This is a genomic window from Spirillospora sp. NPDC052242 (assembly GCF_040679555.1).
Classification (GTDB): Bacteria; Actinomycetota; Actinomycetes; order Streptosporangiales; family Streptosporangiaceae; genus Spirillospora.
The window spans coordinates 86,960-103,088 of the sequence record NZ_JBFAUZ010000034.1; the positions used below are offsets into that span (position 1 = coordinate 86,960).

At 72.7% G+C, this 16,129-nt stretch carries 16 protein-coding genes and 1 pseudogene; 6 read left to right on the top strand and 11 right to left on the bottom strand.

The features are described 5' to 3' along the window. Nucleotides 1-28: 28 nt before the first annotated feature. From AB0L25_RS26420 to AB0L25_RS26430, 3 genes are read left to right on the top strand one after another with little or no spacing between them, the layout of a single operon-like run. Nucleotides 29-1,090 (top strand): 2Fe-2S iron-sulfur cluster-binding protein, encoded by a 1,062-nt coding sequence (locus AB0L25_RS26420; protein WP_500175375.1) that lies wholly within the window; start codon nucleotides 29-31, stop codon nucleotides 1,088-1,090. Between the two features lie 30 nt (nucleotides 1,091-1,120). Next, on the top strand, nucleotides 1,121-1,837 hold the full coding sequence (locus AB0L25_RS26425) for an enoyl-CoA hydratase/isomerase family protein (RefSeq protein ID WP_500175376.1): 717 nt from the start codon (nucleotides 1,121-1,123) through the stop codon (nucleotides 1,835-1,837). Next, nucleotides 1,827-2,675 carry an alpha/beta hydrolase fold domain-containing protein gene (locus tag AB0L25_RS26430; RefSeq protein ID WP_500175377.1) on the top strand — a complete coding sequence of 283 codons (849 nt, stop codon included), beginning with the start codon at nucleotides 1,827-1,829 and terminating at the stop codon, nucleotides 2,673-2,675. Before AB0L25_RS26425 ends, AB0L25_RS26430 begins: the two co-directional genes overlap by 11 nt. On the opposite strand, the gene AB0L25_RS26435 is transcribed toward AB0L25_RS26430, so the two are convergent. The 10 genes from AB0L25_RS26435 to AB0L25_RS26480 all read right to left on the bottom strand — a co-directional run bounded on the left by AB0L25_RS26435 (nucleotide 2,584) and on the right by AB0L25_RS26480 (nucleotide 13,781). Beyond that, entirely contained in the window at nucleotides 2,584-3,465 is an 882-nt protein-coding gene (locus AB0L25_RS26435) for an SDR family NAD(P)-dependent oxidoreductase (protein WP_500175378.1), read from the bottom strand. The genes AB0L25_RS26430 and AB0L25_RS26435 overlap by 92 nt on opposite strands. 5 nt (nucleotides 3,466-3,470) lie before the next feature. Further along, a complete protein-coding gene (locus tag AB0L25_RS26440; protein ID WP_500175379.1) occupies nucleotides 3,471-4,382 on the bottom strand; it encodes an LLM class F420-dependent oxidoreductase in 912 nt (303 codons plus the stop codon). A 110-nt stretch (nucleotides 4,383-4,492) separates the two neighbouring features. Further along, on the bottom strand, nucleotides 4,493-5,794 hold the full coding sequence (locus tag AB0L25_RS26445) for an amidohydrolase family protein (protein WP_500175380.1): 1,302 nt from the start codon (nucleotides 5,792-5,794) through the stop codon (nucleotides 4,493-4,495). A 14-nt stretch (nucleotides 5,795-5,808) separates the two neighbouring features. Continuing rightward, nucleotides 5,809-6,252 (bottom strand): hypothetical protein, encoded by a 444-nt coding sequence (locus AB0L25_RS26450; protein WP_500175381.1) that lies wholly within the window; start codon nucleotides 6,250-6,252, stop codon nucleotides 5,809-5,811. After that, nucleotides 6,249-6,968, bottom strand: a complete 720-nt coding sequence (locus AB0L25_RS26455; RefSeq protein ID WP_500175382.1) for an ABC transporter ATP-binding protein — start codon at nucleotides 6,966-6,968, stop codon at nucleotides 6,249-6,251. The genes AB0L25_RS26450 and AB0L25_RS26455 overlap by 4 nt, the downstream gene beginning before the upstream one ends. Further along, a complete protein-coding gene (locus tag AB0L25_RS26460) occupies nucleotides 6,965-7,666 on the bottom strand; it encodes an ABC transporter ATP-binding protein (protein ID WP_500175383.1) in 702 nt (233 codons plus the stop codon). The genes AB0L25_RS26455 and AB0L25_RS26460 overlap by 4 nt, the downstream gene beginning before the upstream one ends. Then, a complete protein-coding gene (locus AB0L25_RS26465) occupies nucleotides 7,647-9,710 on the bottom strand; it encodes an ABC transporter permease subunit (protein WP_500175384.1) in 2,064 nt (687 codons plus the stop codon). Before AB0L25_RS26465 ends, AB0L25_RS26460 begins: the two co-directional genes overlap by 20 nt. A 15-nt stretch (nucleotides 9,711-9,725) precedes the next feature. After that, nucleotides 9,726-11,105 (bottom strand): ABC transporter substrate-binding protein, encoded by a 1,380-nt coding sequence (locus AB0L25_RS26470; protein WP_500175385.1) that lies wholly within the window; start codon nucleotides 11,103-11,105, stop codon nucleotides 9,726-9,728. 34 nt (nucleotides 11,106-11,139) lie between these two features. Next, the gene (locus AB0L25_RS26475; protein WP_500175386.1) at nucleotides 11,140-12,348 is read right to left on the bottom strand and encodes a CaiB/BaiF CoA transferase family protein; all 1,209 of its coding nucleotides are present in this window, start codon (nucleotides 12,346-12,348) and stop codon (nucleotides 11,140-11,142) included. Beyond that, complete coding sequence (locus tag AB0L25_RS26480; protein ID WP_500175387.1) at nucleotides 12,345-13,781, bottom strand: aldehyde dehydrogenase family protein; 1,437 nt, start codon at nucleotides 13,779-13,781, stop codon at nucleotides 12,345-12,347. Before AB0L25_RS26480 ends, AB0L25_RS26475 begins: the two co-directional genes overlap by 4 nt. A 227-nt stretch (nucleotides 13,782-14,008) precedes the next feature. Here AB0L25_RS26480 and AB0L25_RS26485 point away from each other — a divergent pair, with 227 nt between their 5' ends. From AB0L25_RS26485 to AB0L25_RS26495, 3 genes and pseudogenes are all read left to right on the top strand, one after another. Further along, a complete protein-coding gene (locus tag AB0L25_RS26485) occupies nucleotides 14,009-14,815 on the top strand; it encodes a TauD/TfdA dioxygenase family protein (protein WP_500175388.1) in 807 nt (268 codons plus the stop codon). Beyond that, complete coding sequence (locus AB0L25_RS26490; RefSeq protein WP_500175389.1) at nucleotides 14,812-15,552, top strand: SDR family NAD(P)-dependent oxidoreductase; 741 nt, start codon at nucleotides 14,812-14,814, stop codon at nucleotides 15,550-15,552. The genes AB0L25_RS26485 and AB0L25_RS26490 overlap by 4 nt, the downstream gene beginning before the upstream one ends. Further along, nucleotides 15,549-15,848 (top strand): annotated as a pseudogene (locus AB0L25_RS26495) (carboxymuconolactone decarboxylase family protein); the annotation flags it as partial. The gene AB0L25_RS26490 and the pseudogene AB0L25_RS26495, both read left to right, overlap by 4 nt. 172 nt (nucleotides 15,849-16,020) lie before the next feature. On the opposite strand, the gene AB0L25_RS26500 reads toward AB0L25_RS26495, so the two are convergent. Continuing rightward, the gene (locus tag AB0L25_RS26500; RefSeq protein WP_500175391.1) at nucleotides 16,021-16,125 is read right to left on the bottom strand and encodes a hypothetical protein; all 105 of its coding nucleotides are present in this window, start codon (nucleotides 16,123-16,125) and stop codon (nucleotides 16,021-16,023) included. Between the last annotated feature and the right edge of the window lie 4 nt (nucleotides 16,126-16,129).

Here is a 16,129-nt window from a genome sequence, read left to right on the forward strand (position 1 = left end):
TCCCAGATTGAGAAGATAGATTCCATACATGGCACGAGACCATGGCTTCCATCCGGTCCGGATCACGCGGGTCGTCGACGAGACGGCCGACGCTCGCACCTTCGTGCTCGACGCGCCGTGGCCGTACCGCGCGGGGCAGTTCGTCACGTTCCGGGCGTGCGGCGTGCTCCGCAGCTACTCGATGTCCAGCTCCCCCGACACCGACGGGGAGCTGATGACGACGGTGAAGCGGGTACCGGGCGGGCTGGTGTCCAACTGGATGCTCGACAACCTGGCGGCGGGCGACGTCGTCGAGGTGACGCGCCCCGCCGGGGTCTTCTGCCTGCGGGAGACGTCCGCGCCGCTGGTGGCGTTCTGCGGCGGCAGCGGCGTCACGCCGATCCTGTCCCTGGTCAAGAGCGCGCTGGCGACGACGCGGCGCCGGGTCCGGGTGCTGCTCGCCAACCGGGACGCCGACGTGATCATCTTCCGGTCCGTGCTCGCCGACCTGGCCGAGCGGCACCCGGACCGGCTCGAGGTCCACCACCACCTGGACGTCCTGAACGGCTTCGTCACCGAGACGCAGATCCGCAACTTCGTGAACGCCGACACGCACGCCGACTTCTACGTGTGCGGGCCCGCGCCGTTCATGGACCTCGCGGAACGCGCGCTCCGCGCCCACGGCGCGGGCGCCGACCAGATCTTCGTCGAGCGCTTCGGCTCGGCGGACGCGTCCCCGGCCGAGCAGGAGGCCGCGGCGGAGACCGCGGCCGAGTCCGCGCGCGAGGAGCCCGCCGCGACCGCCGACGGGACCGGCGAGGACGAGCCGCGCGAGGACGGAACGGTCACGATCGTCCTCAACGGCAAGAAGCACACGGTCCCGCAGCACCCGGGCGAGACGCTGCTGCAGAGCGCGCGGCGGGCCGGGCTCGCCCCGCCGTTCTCCTGCGAGGCCGGGAACTGCGCCACCTGCATCGCCCAGATCACCGCGGGCGAGGCGAAGATGCGGGTCAACAACGCCCTGGACGACGACGAGGTGGCCGAGGGCCTGATCCTCACCTGCCAGGGCGAGCCCGTGTCCGCCGACATCACCGTCGTCTACGAGGACTGAGCCCGGACCCGGGCGGTTGGAGCACCCTGAATGGTCGATCTCGAACTGGACGAGGGGCTGGCGGTCATCACCATCGACCGCCCGGAGGCCCGCAACGCCATCGCCCCCGCCACCATGGACGAACTCGACAAGGCCATCGACGCGGCCGCGGGCGCGAACGCCCTCGTCGTCCGTGGCGCCGGCGACCGGGTGTTCGTCTCGGGCGGCGACCTGAAACAGCTCGCCGCGATCCGCACCGAGGCGGACGCGACGGCGATGGCGCTGCGGATGCGCGGCGTCTGCGACCGGCTCGCCGCGTTCCCCGCCCCCGTGATCGCCGCGCTGAACGGCCACGCGCTGGGCGGCGGCGCCGAGGTCGCGGTGGCCGCCGACATCCGGATCGCCGCCGACGACATCAAGATCGGTTTCACCCAGTCCACGCTGGCGATCATGCCTGCCTGGGGCGGCGCCGAACGGCTCGCCGCCCTGGTCGGCCCCGGCCGGGCCCTGCTGCTCGCCGGAGCCGGGGAGACGCTCGGCGCGGCCGAGGCGGAACGCGTCGGCCTCGTGGACCGGGTCGTCCCGCGCGCGACGTTCGACCGGGACTGGCGCGCGCTGGCCCGGTCGCTCGCGCACGCCCCGGCCCGCGAGATCAAGCGGGTCTCCGCGGGCGTGGGCGCGGACGAGGCGGCGCGCGCGTTCGCGCGGCTGTGGGTGGCCGACGAACACTGGCAGGCGGTGGAGAGGGTGACGCGACGTGGCAGGTGACCGGCTGATCAACGACCGCGCGGCGGACGAGCGCGCGGCCGACGACGGTGTGCTCGACGACGACGCGGCGGGCGTCCTGCGGATCGAGGAGAGCCCCGCGGGGCCCGTCCTGCGTCCCCCGGGCCGCGCCGACAAGGTCGTCCTCTACCTGCGCGGGGACCGGCCGAACCCGGCGGCGCCGGCGTCGGCGCTGGAGCCGTACGGACGCCTCGCGCTGCGGGCGAACGCCGTGGTGGTGTTCCCCCGCCACCGCGCCGAGTTCCCCGCCGCGCTCGACGACGTCCAGCACGCGTACGAGCGGGCGCGGGAGTCGGGTCCGGTGATGCTGGCCGGCGACCGGCTCGGCGGCGGGCTCGCGGCGGCGCTGCTGGTGCGGCTGCGCGACTCGGGTGCCGCGCAGCCCGCCTGCGCGGTGCTGGTCTCGGCGCTGCTCGACCTCACGCTGGAGGCGCCGAGCCTGCTCCTCAACGCCGCCGCCGACCCCACGTTCGACCTGGACGTCCTGCGGGAGCGGGTGGCGCGGCACGCCGGGGACACGCCCCGCACCGACCCGCTGCTCAGCCCGCTGCACGCCAACCTGCACGGCTTCCCGCCGCTGCGCCTGCTCACCGCCGGGACCGACCCCCTGCTGGACGACTCGCTGTCGTTCGCCGCCCGCGCCGCCCGGTCCGGCGTCACGGTGGACCTGCGGGTGCTCCAGGACGCCGCGGACCTGCGGACCGCGTTCGTCCCGGCCGTGGCCGACTTCATGGACGTGTGGAGCCCGCGGACGGATCCGGCGGATCGGTCAGAAGGTGCGCGGGAGCGTGGTTGGCCCACCCGGAACCGGGCCAGTTGAACCAGCCCGCCGACGCGGACGTCCCGCCGTCGGGGTGCAGGGTGGCCCCGGTGACGTAGGCCGACAGGCCCGACGCCAGGAACACCACGCACCCCGACACGTCCGTGACCCGGCCCGCCCGCCCCATCGGGATGGCGACGCGCAGGCCGGCCTCGGTCGACAGCGCCCCGTCGCCGTGGGTGAAGCGGGCCATGTTCGGCGTCGGCGTGAAGTCGGGGGCGACGTTGTTGACGCGGATGCCGTCGGGCGCGAGTTCGACGGCGAGCGTCCGCGCGAACTGCTCGACGGCCGCCTTGGCCGCCGCGTAGACGGCGAAGCCGGGCGCCGCCCGGTGCGCCTCGATCGTCGTCATGTTCACGATGCTGCCGCCGCGCCCGCCCGCCCGCATCCGCGGGATCGCGAGCGAGCAGGCGTCCAGCACGTGCAGCAGGTTCGCGCGCAGCAGCGCGTTCCAGCCCTTCTCGTTCGTGTCGGTGAACGGGGCGCGGAACGTCCCGCCGGCGACGTTGACGAGGGTGTCGAGCCGCCCCCAGCGCTCGTCGGCGGCGGCGAACAGCGCCTCCAGCGCCGCGTGGTCGCGGGCGTCGCCGTGGTGCACGATCGCGTCGCGGCCCTGCTCCGCGAGCGCGCCGCGCAGCCGGTCCGCCGCCTCCGCGTCGCTGTCGAGCACGGCCGGGCGGACGCCGTTGGCCGCGAGGTCGGCGACGATCGCCTCGCCGAGCCCGCCCGCCCCGCCGGTGACCACGGCGACGGTGCCGTCCAGTCCCGCGCGGTCCTCGAACCAGCCCACGGCCGTCACCGTCCCGCCGGCAGGTACGCGGCGCCGAACGCTTCGATCCAGTCGAGCGTGGCCCGTGCGGAGGACGTCCGGCTCGACACCAGCAGCCAGGTGACGCCCGCCTTCTCGATCTCGGCGAACGCCTCCCGGTGCCGGTCCGCGTCGGCGTCCGGGGTCGCGATGCCCGCGCCCTGGTAGGAGTGCAGGACGTCGACGGGCTCGTCGCGTCCGGCCTCGGCGGCGGCCGCGCGCAGCCCGGCGACGGCGTCGGCCAGCTCGGCCAGCGTGCCCAGCGCGGGGGTGCGGGCGGTGGCGCTGAGCCGCGCGCCGCCCGACATCGGCATCCACCCCTGGGCGCGCTCGGCGACGCGGCGGCGGCTCAGCTTGGAGTTGCCGCCGATCCAGATGGGGATCGGGTCCTGGACGGGACGCGGGCGCGCGACCACGTCGCGGGCGCTGAAGTGCCGGCCCTCGTAGGAGAACGGCTCGCCGCTCCAGTGCATCGGGAGCACGTCGAGGGCCTCGTCGAACAGGGCGTTGCGCTCGTCCATGTCGACGCCGAGCGCGTGGAACTCGCTCTTCTGGTAGCCGGTGCCGAGCCCCAGGATCAGCCGTCCGTCCGACAGCTTGTCGAGCGTCGCGGCCGCCTTGGCGAGCAGGAACGGGTTGCGGTAGGGCGCGACCGCCAGGTGGGTGAGCAGCCGCAGCCGGACGGTCGCCGCGGCGACGTGCCCGAGCGCGACGAACGGGTCGAGGGTCTGGTGCCCGCCCGCGTGCAGCCAGCGGGCGCCCGGCACCGGATGCTCACTGAGCGAGAACCCGTCGAACCCGGCCTTCTCCGCCGCCGCCGCCACCTTGTGGAGCGGCCCGGCGTCCAGGACGTCGCCGTCGGGCCCGTTCGCCTCCGGGTAGTGAAAGACGAAGCGCATTCTGTGTCTCCTCACGCGGCCGCCGGCGCGGTCCCGCGTGTCCCGTCTCCGCGGAGAACGGTGCGCGCGACCGGCCGGCGGTCCCTGTCGTGCGGTCGTCGGATGGGCGGTCAGGACTTGGCGGCGGCGGCCACGGCTGCGCGGGCCCGGCTGCGGTAGCCCTCCAGCTTCTCGGACGGGTCGATGACCCGCTTGCTGCGCGACTGGATCGACACGTCGTGGTCGGCGGCCGCGGCACGCAGCGCGCCCACCGTGGCCTGCTCCTTCGGGACGTGCGCGAACGGGTCGAACGAGTACCAGCGCATGGCGTTCTCGTGCGTCATCTTGTTGATGTCGTCGTCGGGCACCTCGCAGTCCACCAGAACCTTGTGGAGCTCCTCCGGCGCGTCCGGCCACATCGAGTCGCTGTGGGGGTAGTCGGCCTCCCAGCAGATGTTGTCGATGCCGATGTCGTGCCGCAGCCGCACGCCGAGCGGGTCGCTGATGAAGCAGGTCAGGAAGTGCTCGCGGAAGACCTCGCTGGGGAGCTTGCCGCCGAAGTCCTGCAGCGTCCACGTCGCGTGCATCTCGAACGTCCGGTCGACCCGCTCCATGAAGTACGGGATCCAGCCGGTGCCGCCCTCCGACAGCGCGATGCGGATGCCGGGGAACTCCTTGATCACGCGCGACCAGAGCAGGTCGGCCGCGGCCTGCACGATGTTCATCGGCTGCAGCGTGATCATCACGTCCGGCGGCGAGTCCACCGCCGGGATCGACAGCCGCCCGGACGAGCCGATGTGCACGTTCAGCACCGTGCCGGTGTCGACCAGCGCGCGCCACAGCGGATCCCAGTGGTCGCTGTGGAAGCTCGGGTACCCCATCGCCGCCGGGTTCTCGCTGAACGTCAGCGAGCGGCAGCCCTTCTCGGCGACCCGCCGCACCTCCGCCGCGCACGCCTCCGGGTCCCAGATGACCGGCAGCGCCATCGGGATGAACCGGCCCGGGTGGGCGGCGCACCACTCGTCGATGTGCCAGTCGTTGTACGCGCGCACCAGCGACAGCGAGAAGTCGGTGTCCTCGGTGGCGAACAGGCGCGCCGCGAACCCCGGGAACGACGGGAAGTTCATCGACGCCAGGATGCCGCCCGCGTTCATGTCCTTGACGCGCTCGTCCACGTCGTAGCAGCCGGGCCGGATCTCGTCGAGCCCCTGCGGCTCCAGCCCGTACTCCTCCTTGGGACGGCCCGCCACCGCGTTCAGCGCCGCGTTCGGGATCACCGTGTCGCGGAACTTCCACACGTCCGTGCCGTCCTCCCGGTGGACGAGCTGCGGCGCGTCCTTCTTGTACTTCTCCGGAAGGTGGTTCACGAACATGTCGGGCGGTTCGATGATGTGGTCGTCCACGCTGATCAGGATCAGATCGTCCTTATTCACGGGGAGCCCTCCGTTCAGTCGTTGTCTTCTCGGGTCTGTTCGACCGTCTCCGGCCCGCCCGGCCGCGCCTCGGCCGGTCCCGCCTCGACCGACAGGGTGAGGCGGGCGAACCAGAAGCGGAGGACGTTGGCGAGCGTGTACCGCAGGTAGAGGGCGCTGCCGACGATGCAGCCGCAGACGCCCGCGATCCCCACGGCCTGCGCGTCCCGCTGGGCGAGCGCGTCGGTGGTGCCCCGGGACAGGAAGAAGGACGCGACGCCCGCCGCCAGGCCCGCCGCCATGAGGACGACGCCGACCTGCAGCCAGAGCCGGGCCCGTCCCGCCGACGGGTCGGGGATCCTCATCTCGGCGAGCTGGCGGACGAACCGGTCCGCGCGGGTCTCCCCCGCCGTCGCCGGATCGGCCGGTCCGGTCGCCTGCGCCGCGGGGGCCGCGGCCGTCGTGGATGTCTCGGTCATGTCGCACTTCCCAGATAGAGGGCCGAGAGGTCGGCCAGAAGGTCGTCGCCGGGGGCGTCCACGCGCTCGATGCGGCCGTTCACCATCACCGCGGCCAGGTCGCAGATCCGCATCACGGTGCTGGCGAACTGCTCGACGACCAGGACGGCGACGCCGGTCCGCGCGATCTCGACGACCAGTTCGTACAGTTCGGCGACCACCAGCGGCGCGAGGCCCATGGACAGCTCGTCGATCAGCAGGACGGCCGGGTCGGTGGCCAGCCCGCGCGCCAGCGCGAGCATCTGCTGCTCGCCGCCGGACATCGTCCCCGCGGTCTGCCGCCGCCGCTCGGCCAGCTTCGGGAACCGGGCGTAGGCGATCTCCTCCACCGCGGCGCGGTCGGCGCCGGTGAAGGTCATCATCCGCAGGTTCTCCCGGACGGTGAGGTTCGGGAAGATCCCCCGCCCCTCGGGGATCAGGCACACCCCGCGCCGCGCCAGTTCCACCGGGTCGGCGCCCGCGACGACCCGGCCGCCGACGCGGACGTCGCCGCGGTCGGCCGGGTGGAGGCCCGCCGCGACGTTCAGGGTGGTGGTCTTGCCGGCGCCGTTCGGGCCGAGCAGCGCCACGATCCGCCCCGCGCCCACGGCCAGGTCCACGCCGTGCAGCACCGAGATGCGGCCGTAGGACGCGTGGACGCCCGACAGTTCGAGCAGGTTCGCGTGCGGTGCGGTCATGACGGGGCCCCCAGGTACGCGTCGAGCACGGCCGCGTCGGCGCGGATCCGGTCGGGCGGGCCGCTGGCGATGAGCCTGCCGAGGTCGAGGACGTGGACGACGTCGCACGCCTCCATCACCAGCCGCATGTCGTGCTCGACGAGGACGACCGCGAGGCCGTCGGCGGCGAGTTCGCGCAGCAGCTCGCCGAACCGCTCGGTCTCGTGCTCGTCCTGCCCGGAGGCGGGCTCGTCGAGCAGCAGGGCCTTGGGCCGGACGGCGAGCGCCCGGCCCAGCTCGACGAGGCGGGCCCGGCCGGTCGGGACGGAGTCGGCGCGGACGTCCGCGATGTCCGCCAGGCCGAGCCGGTCGAGGATCGGGTCGGCGGGCAGGCCGTCGCGGTGGAACTCGGCGGCGACCCGCAGGTTGTCCCGCACGGTCAGGTGGCCGAAGATCTCCAGCCGCTGGAAGGTGCGGCCGAGGCCGCGGCGGGCCCGCGCCGCCGGGCCGAGCCGCGTGACGTTCCGACCGTCCAGCAGGACCCGTCCCGTCCGCGGCCTGACCAGCCCGGACACCACGTTGAACAGCGTGGTCTTCCCGGCGCCGTTGGGCCCGATCAGGCCGGTGACCTGGCCGGCCTCCGCGGTGAGGTCGACCTCCGCCAGGGCGACGTTGCCGCCGAACCGGACGGTCACCGCGCTAGCTTCGAGCAAGGCCATCGAGCACCTCCTCCCGGTCCGCGGGCAGCCAGGGCCGCCGCACGCCGCGCCATTCCAGCGGGACGTCCGCAACGCTCTTCGGCGCCCGCGGCCGGGCCAGTTCGCGCAGCGCGACCGCCGCGGCGACCGCCCCGAACGCGAGCACCCAGCCGTTGACGACGTCCAGCAGGCGCAGCCCCCACAGCGCGCCGACGATCCCGGCGAGCGGGATCCAGAACCGGCGTACCGGGTCCCACGACTCCCGGAAGTGGGGGACGACGCCCTCGGGGTGGCGGCCCATGCCGATGCCCGCGAGCCCGACCAGCAGCGATGACGCGTGGTGCGCGCCGGGCCACAGCGCGGTGATCGCGTGCATGATCCCGGCGAGGTTCACGCCGGTGAAGAACCCGGACCCGACCGCCGCCATCCCGCCGATGATCACCAGCAGGAAGATCGGCAGGCCGGAGACGAGGGTGAAGTGGTCCGGGGTGATGGACCGCGCCTGCATGCCGAACAGCGCGCCGCCGAGCCCGGCGATCCCCGCCGACAGCGCGAACACCGCGACCTTGGTGACCAGCAGCCGTCCGCCCAGGGTGGCGCAGGCGGCCTCGCTGTCGCGCATCGCGATGAGCCGCCGTCCGAAGAAGCCGCGGCGCAGCGCCACGACCAGCAGGCACAGCGCCGCGAGCACGGCCGCCGCGAACATCATCTGGACGCGCTGCCCGGCGAAGATCGGCGTCACCTCGGCGCTGCCGCCGCTGAACAGCCAGTCCACCGGCATCGTGAAGATCCAGCCGTCGAGGATCAGCGCGAACGCGGCGGTCGCCAGCGCCAGGTAGATGCCCGACAGCCGCAGCGCGGGGATCGCGATCACCGCGCCGACGACCGCCGAGACCGCCACCACGGCGAGCAGCGCGAGGGGGTTGCCGCTCGCGCCGGCGCCCGCCCAGACGACCGCGCCGATCCCGGCCAGGCTGAGCTGGGCGAGCGAGATCTGCCCGGAGAAGCCGGTCAGCACGACGATGGACAGGCCGATGATCGACATCGGGAAGATCTGCCCGTAGGTGATGACGTCGGGGTCGCTGAGCGTCGTGGCGAGGATCGCCGCGAACACCAGCAGGCACGCGCCGAACACCAGCGTTCCCCGGATCGTCGGGGTGGGCAGCGACCGGGTGATCCGGACGCTCCCCCGCACCCGCGGGTTCGGGAACAGCAGGAGCACGACGAACAGCAGCAGCGCGGGCGCCGCGATCCGCAGCCCCGGAAGGTACTCGTTCTGCGGGAGGTATCCGGTGAGGTAGCTCTCGGTGCAGCCGACCACCAGGGCGCCGGCGAACGCCATCGGCAGGCTGCGCAGCCGACCGAAGATCGCCGCGGCGTACGCGCTGACGATGAGCAGGGACAGGTTGGCGGCGTCGAGGGGGATGCTGGGCGCGATGAGGATGCCGCCGAGCGCGGCGAGCATCGTGCCGAGCACCCACGCCGCCTTCGCGGCGACGACGGGGTCGCCGCCGTTGAGCCGGGCGAGCGACGGGTCGTCGACCGTCGCGCGCATCCCGACGCCGAGGCGCGAGCCGTACAGGAAGGCGTACAGCCCGAGCGCCACGGCGGCGGCGACCAGCAGCGTGACGAGCTGGTGCCACGTCATCGTCGCCGGTCCGATCCGGATCGCCTCCCGGTCCGCGAAGAACGGGGAGAGCGGACGGGCGACGTTCGGGTCCCAGATCCACTGCGCCATCGCGATCAGCCCGGTGAGCAGGGCGATCGTCACGACCAGCCGCTCGACCTCGCCCACGCCCTGGACCGGGCGCATGATCAGCCGCTCGATGAGCAGGCCGAACAGCGGGGCGAGGACGAGCAGCACCAGGGCGAGCGCGATCGGGACCGGCAGGCCCCACCCCCCGGTCAGCTGCCAGTAGGCGAACGCCGCCATCATCCCTGCCGCGCCGTGGGCGAAGTTGAAGATGCCGGTGGTCGTGTAGGTCAGGACCAGCCCGCTGCTGATGACGGCGTAGATGCCGCCGGTGCTGAGACCGACGATCCCGAAGGTGAGGAACTTGTCCATGATCGCTACCGGCCCCTACTGCAGATCCGCCATGCTCTTGCCGACGTCCTCGAGCTTCAGCGGAGCGGGGTAGTCGCCCGTGTACCGGTGCTCGACCTCCTCGCACCGGTAGGCGCCGTCATCGGCGCCGAAGTCGGCGGGCTTCCAGCCGTCGGGCGTCGCCTGGACGGCGTTCCAGCAGCGGGGCGGCGAGGCGGGGTCGGACAGGTCCAGCGGGGCCCGCAGGCCGCCCGCCGTCCACTCGGTCTCCTTCTGGGCGTTCTCCAGGACGCACTTGCGGGTCAGTTCGTCGCACGCGCCGGCCGACTTGGCGAACAGCAGCCAGGCGGAGAAGGCGCGCAGGACCGGCAGGTTGACCTCCGCGTCCGGCGCGTACCGCTCGAACATGTCGAGGACCTGCTGCGTCGCCGGGTTGTCGGCCGCCTTCTCGAGCGGGTGCATGCCGCTGAGGTCGGCGTAGGAGGGCTGGCTCTCCAGGGCCGCGCCGGCCAGCTTCACGAACTGCGGGCCGTAGGCGTTGTTGGTGGTGTCGATCCAGTCGAGCTTGTGGCCGATGTTGGTGAGCGACTGGAGCAGCTTGGCGAGCTGGTTCCAGTCCCCGAGGAACATCAGGGCCTTGACGTTCTTGTCCTTCATGGCCTGGGCGTACGGCGTCCAGTCGGACACCCCGCGCGCCGGGTACAGCCCGGTGTAGGCGACCTTCCCGCCGAGTCCCCCGATCGTCTCGGTGTGCTGGGCGACCATGATCTTGGTGACCGGCGAGTCCCCGGCGATGACGCCCACGGCGTCCTTCGACGACGGGTACTTCTCCTTGAGCAGCCAGCTGTAGAAACCGGCGTAGTCGTTGTAGCCGAGCGAGGCCCCGTTCGGCATCACCTGGAGGTCGGCGCCGCGCGCCTGCACCTGGCTCGACTGGGCGGGGAACTCGGGCAGCATGCACTTCAGGCGGGTCTCGACGCCTTGGCCGTCCAGCGCCGCGGAGCCGCCGACGACCGCGAAGTCGTCCGCGCACGCCTCGGTCATCCGCTGCCGGACCTCCATCAGCTTGGCGTCGTGGGTGACGGGGACGAGCTTGCGCCCGTTGACGCCGCCGGCCGCGTTGCACCACTCGGTGAACACCTTGGCGGCGTCCACCATGTCGGGCTTCTTGGTGAAGCCGACGTCGGTGAAGACGCCGACCTTGATCTCGGTGTCGGTGACGCCCTGGGCGTCGGACGGCTTCGCCTCACCGGGCCCGCACACGTTCTTGAGCGTGCCGAAGTCCGTCTTCGGGACGGCGGCGGACGTGCCGCCGCCGCCCCGGGTCCCGCCCTCGTCGTCCGCCGCGGTGGTGCCGCCTCTTGCGGCGCACCCCGTCAACGCGACGAGCAGCAGGCCAATGATCAAGGGTCTCAACGTTCCTCCTCGGAGCCGAACCCCCGAATGATGGTCAGGTGACCGCGCCCGCCGCCTTCAGGGCGAGGATGCGGTCCCAGTCGAGACCGAGTTCCATGAGGATCTCCTCGGTCTGCGCGGCGAATTCGGGAGCGGGGCCGAGCCGCGGAGCGGTGACGTCGAACTGCACCGGGTTGGCGACCAGTTCGAGCTCACCGGCCCGCACGAGGTACTCGTTGTCGCGGATCTGCGCGTCGTCGCCCACCTGCAGGGAGTCCTGCACGGGGGCCCAGGGCCCCGCGAGGGTGGCGAAACGCTCGGTCCATTCGCCCAGCGTGCGGGTGGCCAGAACCTCCCGCAGCGTCTCGACGGCCGCCGAGGTGTTCTCGGCGATCAGCTCCGCGGTGGCGAAGCGGGGATCGTCGGCCAGGTCGGGACGGTCGATGTGCCGGCACACGTCGGCCCAGAAGCGGGCCGGCTGCAGCATGACGAAGGCCAGGTAACGGCCGTCGGCGGTGCGGTACAGGCCGGAGAGCGGGTTCGTGGGCGAGCCGTGGGCGCCGGTCGGCGGCGCCTCCAGCGGCTTGCCGAGGTGCTGGGACAGCGCGACGCCGTGGCCCATGGCCCACAGCCCACTGCCCAGCAGGGAGACGTCCACGACGGGCGCCTCCCCCGTGCGCTCCCGGCGGAACAGCGCCGCGGCGATGCCGCCGGCGAGGTTCGTGCCGGAGATGGTGTCCCCGTAGGCGGGTCCGGGCGGGGGGATCATGCCCTCCACGCCGGGCGGGGTGAGGCTGGCGGCGGTGGCGGCCCGCGCCCAGAAGGCGGTCATGTCGTAACCGCCCTTCTCGGCCTCCCGGCCGCGCGGCCCGAGGGCGCTGCCCCGGGCGTAGACGACGCGCGGGTTGACCGCGCGGACGTCGTCCACGTCGATGCCGAGCTTGCGGCGCGCCGCGGGCAGGAAACTGGTCAGGAAGACGTCCGCGCGGCGGATCAGCTCGTGCAGGACCTCCCTGCCCTCGGGGTTGGCCATGTCGAGGCCGAGGCTGCGCTTGCCGCGGTTGGCGTGCTCGATGTTGGGGTTGGGGTCGCCCTCGACCTTCATCGTGCCGGTCTGCCGGAGCCCCCGCTGCGGGTCGCCGTTGACGGCGTGCTCGATCTTGACGACCTCCGCGCCCCAGTCGGCGAGCACCGCGCCCGCCGACGGAACGAACCCGTACATCGCGACCTCGACGACGCGGACGCCCTCCAGCGGCGCGCTCACGGCGCCACCACGGCGAACGTCTTGCGCTCCATGAACTCCTCGAGCCCCGCGACGCCCATCTCCCGGCCGATCCCGGACTGCTTGTAGCCGCCGAACGGCGCGTCGGGCGCGAAGTAGTTGCCGCCGTTGATGCTGAACGTCCCGCTGCGGACGCGGCGCGCGATCGCGATCGCGCGGTCCTGGTCGGCGCTCTGCACGCCGCCGGACAGCCCGTAGATGGAGTCGTTGGCGATGCGGACGGCGTCGTCATCGTCGTCGTAGGGGATCACGACGAGGACGGGCCCGAAGATCTCCTCCTGCGCGATCTCGCTGGCCGGGTCGACGCCGGCGAGCAGCGTCGGCGTGTAGAAGAAGCCGGGGTCGACCCGTTCGCCGCCGGTGACGAGCTTCGCACCGGCCTCGACGGCGCGCTTGACCATGCCGTCGACCTTGTCGCGCTGGGCCTCGCTGATGAGCGGGCCCATGTAGGTCTTGGGGTCGCCGGGGTCGCCGTAGGTGACCCGGGCGAGGTTGGCCGCGACCTTCTCGACGATCTCGTCGTGCCGGTCGCGCGGCACCAGGAGGCGGCTGGTGAGCGCGCAGCCCTGCCCGGCGTGCGAGCAGATCATGAAGGCCGAGAACATGGCCGCGGTGTCGAAGTCGGCGTCGTCGAGCAGGATCATCGCGGACTTGCCGCCGAGTTCGAGGAAGACGCGCTTCACGGTGCGGCTCGCGGCCTCCATGACCCGGCGGCCGGTGGCGGTCGAGCCGGTGAAGGTGACGACGTCCACGTCCGGGCTGGTGGTGAGCACCTCGCCGACCGCGGCGTCGGACGAGCTGAGGACGTTGACGACGCCGGGCGGGATGTCGGTGTGCTCGGCGATCAGCTCGCCGAGCGCCAGCGTGACGAGCGGCGTGTCCGGTGCGGCCTTGAGCACCACCGTGCAGCCGGCGGCGAGGGACGGCGCCAGCTTCGCGAACCCGATCTGGTTCGGGTAGTTGTACGGGATGATCGCGGCGACGACGCCCGCGGCCTCCTTCTCCACCCAGCGCCGGTGCCGCTGCCCGCGGGACTCGAGGTCGGGGAGCTCCTCGGTCAGCGGGTACTCGCGCAGCAGGTCGGCGTAGTAGCGGAACATCTCGATCGGCACGTCGAGCTGGTTGGCGTGGGTGAGCATGCGCGGCGCGCCGACCTCGGTGATCGTCAGTTCCCGCAGCTCCTCCCGGTGCTCGAGCAGCGCCGTGTGGAGCTGGTCGAGGCACCGGATGCGCAACTCCCGGTCGGTCGCCCAGTCCGTGGTGTCGAACGCGCGCCGCGCGGCCGCGACGGCCCGCTCGGCGTCGGCGGTCGTGGCGTCCGGGGCCCGGTCGAACTCCTCGCCGGTCGCGGGATTGACCGAGGGGTAGGTCCGTTCGGTCTCGACGAGCCTTCCGTCGATGAGCAGGTTCTTCACCCTCGTCCCGCCTCCTGAAGTCGCATCCTGCCTCCTTGATGGCTGGAAACTACATTCTCGCCGCACGCAAATCAACCATCCGGTTCCGAGAATGAAGTGCCAGGACAGACTTCCCCCGGCGCTCCCGACACGGCGGCCCCACGGCCCGCCGCCGGGACCCCGACCAGGGGGCTTTTCCGGTCTCCCCATTGGAGAGTACTGTTCTCGTATTCGGAAGGGAGATTTTCATGACCGAGACCAGGGCGCTCAGCCCGCACCTCGGCGTGCAGGTCACGGGCGTCGGCGACCTGCTCGACGACGCGCTGATCGGCCGTTGCGACGAGGCGCTCAAGTGGCGCGGCGTGCTGCTCATCCGCGGCCTGCACCTGGACGACGAGGCCCAGCTGGCGTTCTGCCGCAGGCTGGGGCGGGTCGTGTCGCTGCGCGGCCGGGAGATCTTCACGGTGTCGCTCGACCCGTCCAAGAACCCCACCGCCGAGTACCTCAAGGGCACCTTCCACTGGCACCTGGACGGGACGACCGACCCGACGCCGGTCAGGGCGACGACGCTGACCGCCCGGCACGTGGCCATGGTGGGCGGCGGCACGGAGTTCGCCAGCACCTACGCCGCCTACGAGAACCTCCCCGAGAAGCAGCGCGAGCGCTACGACGGCCTGCGGGTGGTGCACAGCTTCGAGGCGGCGCAGCGGCGGGCGAACCCCGAGCCCACCGAGAAGGAGCTGGCGTCCTGGCGCACCGTCCCCACGCAGGAGACGCCGCTGGTCTGGAAGCGGCGGGACGGCCGCCGCTCGCTCGTGATCGGCGCGACGGCCGACCACATCGTCGGCATGGACCCGGACGAGAGCACCGAGCTCCTGGAGGAGCTGCTCGACTGGTCCACCCAGGAACGGTTCCGTTACACGCACGAATGGGAGGTCGGCGACTTCGTCATGTGGGACAACACCGGCATGCTGCACCGCGCCCTGCCTTACGACCCGTCCTCGGAGCGGACGCTGCACCGCACCACGATCGTCGGCGACGAGGCGTTCGCGTGAGCGCCCCGGGGAAGGACGCGGGCCGGGGCGCCGGGCGGACCGCCGTGGTCACCGGCGGCGGGTCCGGCATCGGCAAGGCCGTCTGCGAACGGCTGGCCGCCGACGGCTACAACGTCGCCGCGCTGGACCTGAACCCGGCCACCGCCGCCTTCGGGCAGGCCGCCGACGTGACCGACCGGGCGCAGGTCGACAAGGCGCTCGCCGCCGTCCGGGAGCACTTCGGCCCGGTGACCGTGCTCGTCAACGCCGCCGGGCTGGACGGCTTCAAGCGGTTCGCCGACCTGTCGTTCGAGTCCTGGCAGCGGGTCATCGACGTGAACCTCAACGGCGTCTTCCACTGCGTGCAGGCCGTCCTGCCCGACATGACGGAGGCCGGCTGGGGGCGGATCGTCAACATCTCCTCGTCCAGCGCCCACTCCGGCCAGCAGTACATGGCGCACTACGTGTCGGCGAAGTCGGCCGTCAACGGCCTCACCAAGGCGCTCGCGCTGGAGCTGGGACCGGCCGGGATCACCGTCAACGCGGTGCCGCCCGGGTTCATCGACACCCCGATGCTGCGCAAGGCCGAGGGCCGCGGCCTGCTCGGCGGGACGGTCGAGGACCACATCGCGCGCACGCCCGTCCGCCGCGTCGGGCGTCCGGAGGACATCGCCGCGACCTGCGCGTTCCTCGTCTCCGAGGAGGCCGGTTACATCACCGGGCAGATCGTGGGCGTGAACGGGGGGCGGAACACGTGACGCGCCTGCCGCCGCTCCCCCGCGACGAATGGGACGCCGAGACCGTCGCGGCGTTCTCGCCGCGCGAGGGCCGGTTCCCGCCGCCCAACAACGCGCTCGACCTGCTGGCCCGGCATCCCCCGCTCGCGAAGGCGTTCATGCGGTACAACGCGTACACGCTGAACCGCTCGTCGCTGCCGGTCGCCACGCGCGAGCTGGCCGTCCTGCGGGTCGCGTGGCGGCGGCGCTGCCGTTACGAGTGGGCGCAGCACGTGGTGATGGCCCGGGAGGCCGGCGTCACCGAGGCGGAGATCGAGCAGGTGCGCACCGGGGCGCCCACCCTCATGAACCGGGTCGTGGACGAGCTGATCGACCGGTCCGACCTCACCGACGAGACCTACCGGAAGATCGCCGCCGAGCTGGGCGACGACCGGCGGCTGATGGACCTGGTCTTCACGGTCGGCACCTACGCGCTCCTCGCCATGGCCTTCAACACCTTCCGGCGCGGACCCGGTCCATCGGGTCGAGCCGCCGCGTCATCCCGATCTTCACCATCCGCTCGCCGAACGCGCCGATGTTGGAGATGACGTACACGTAC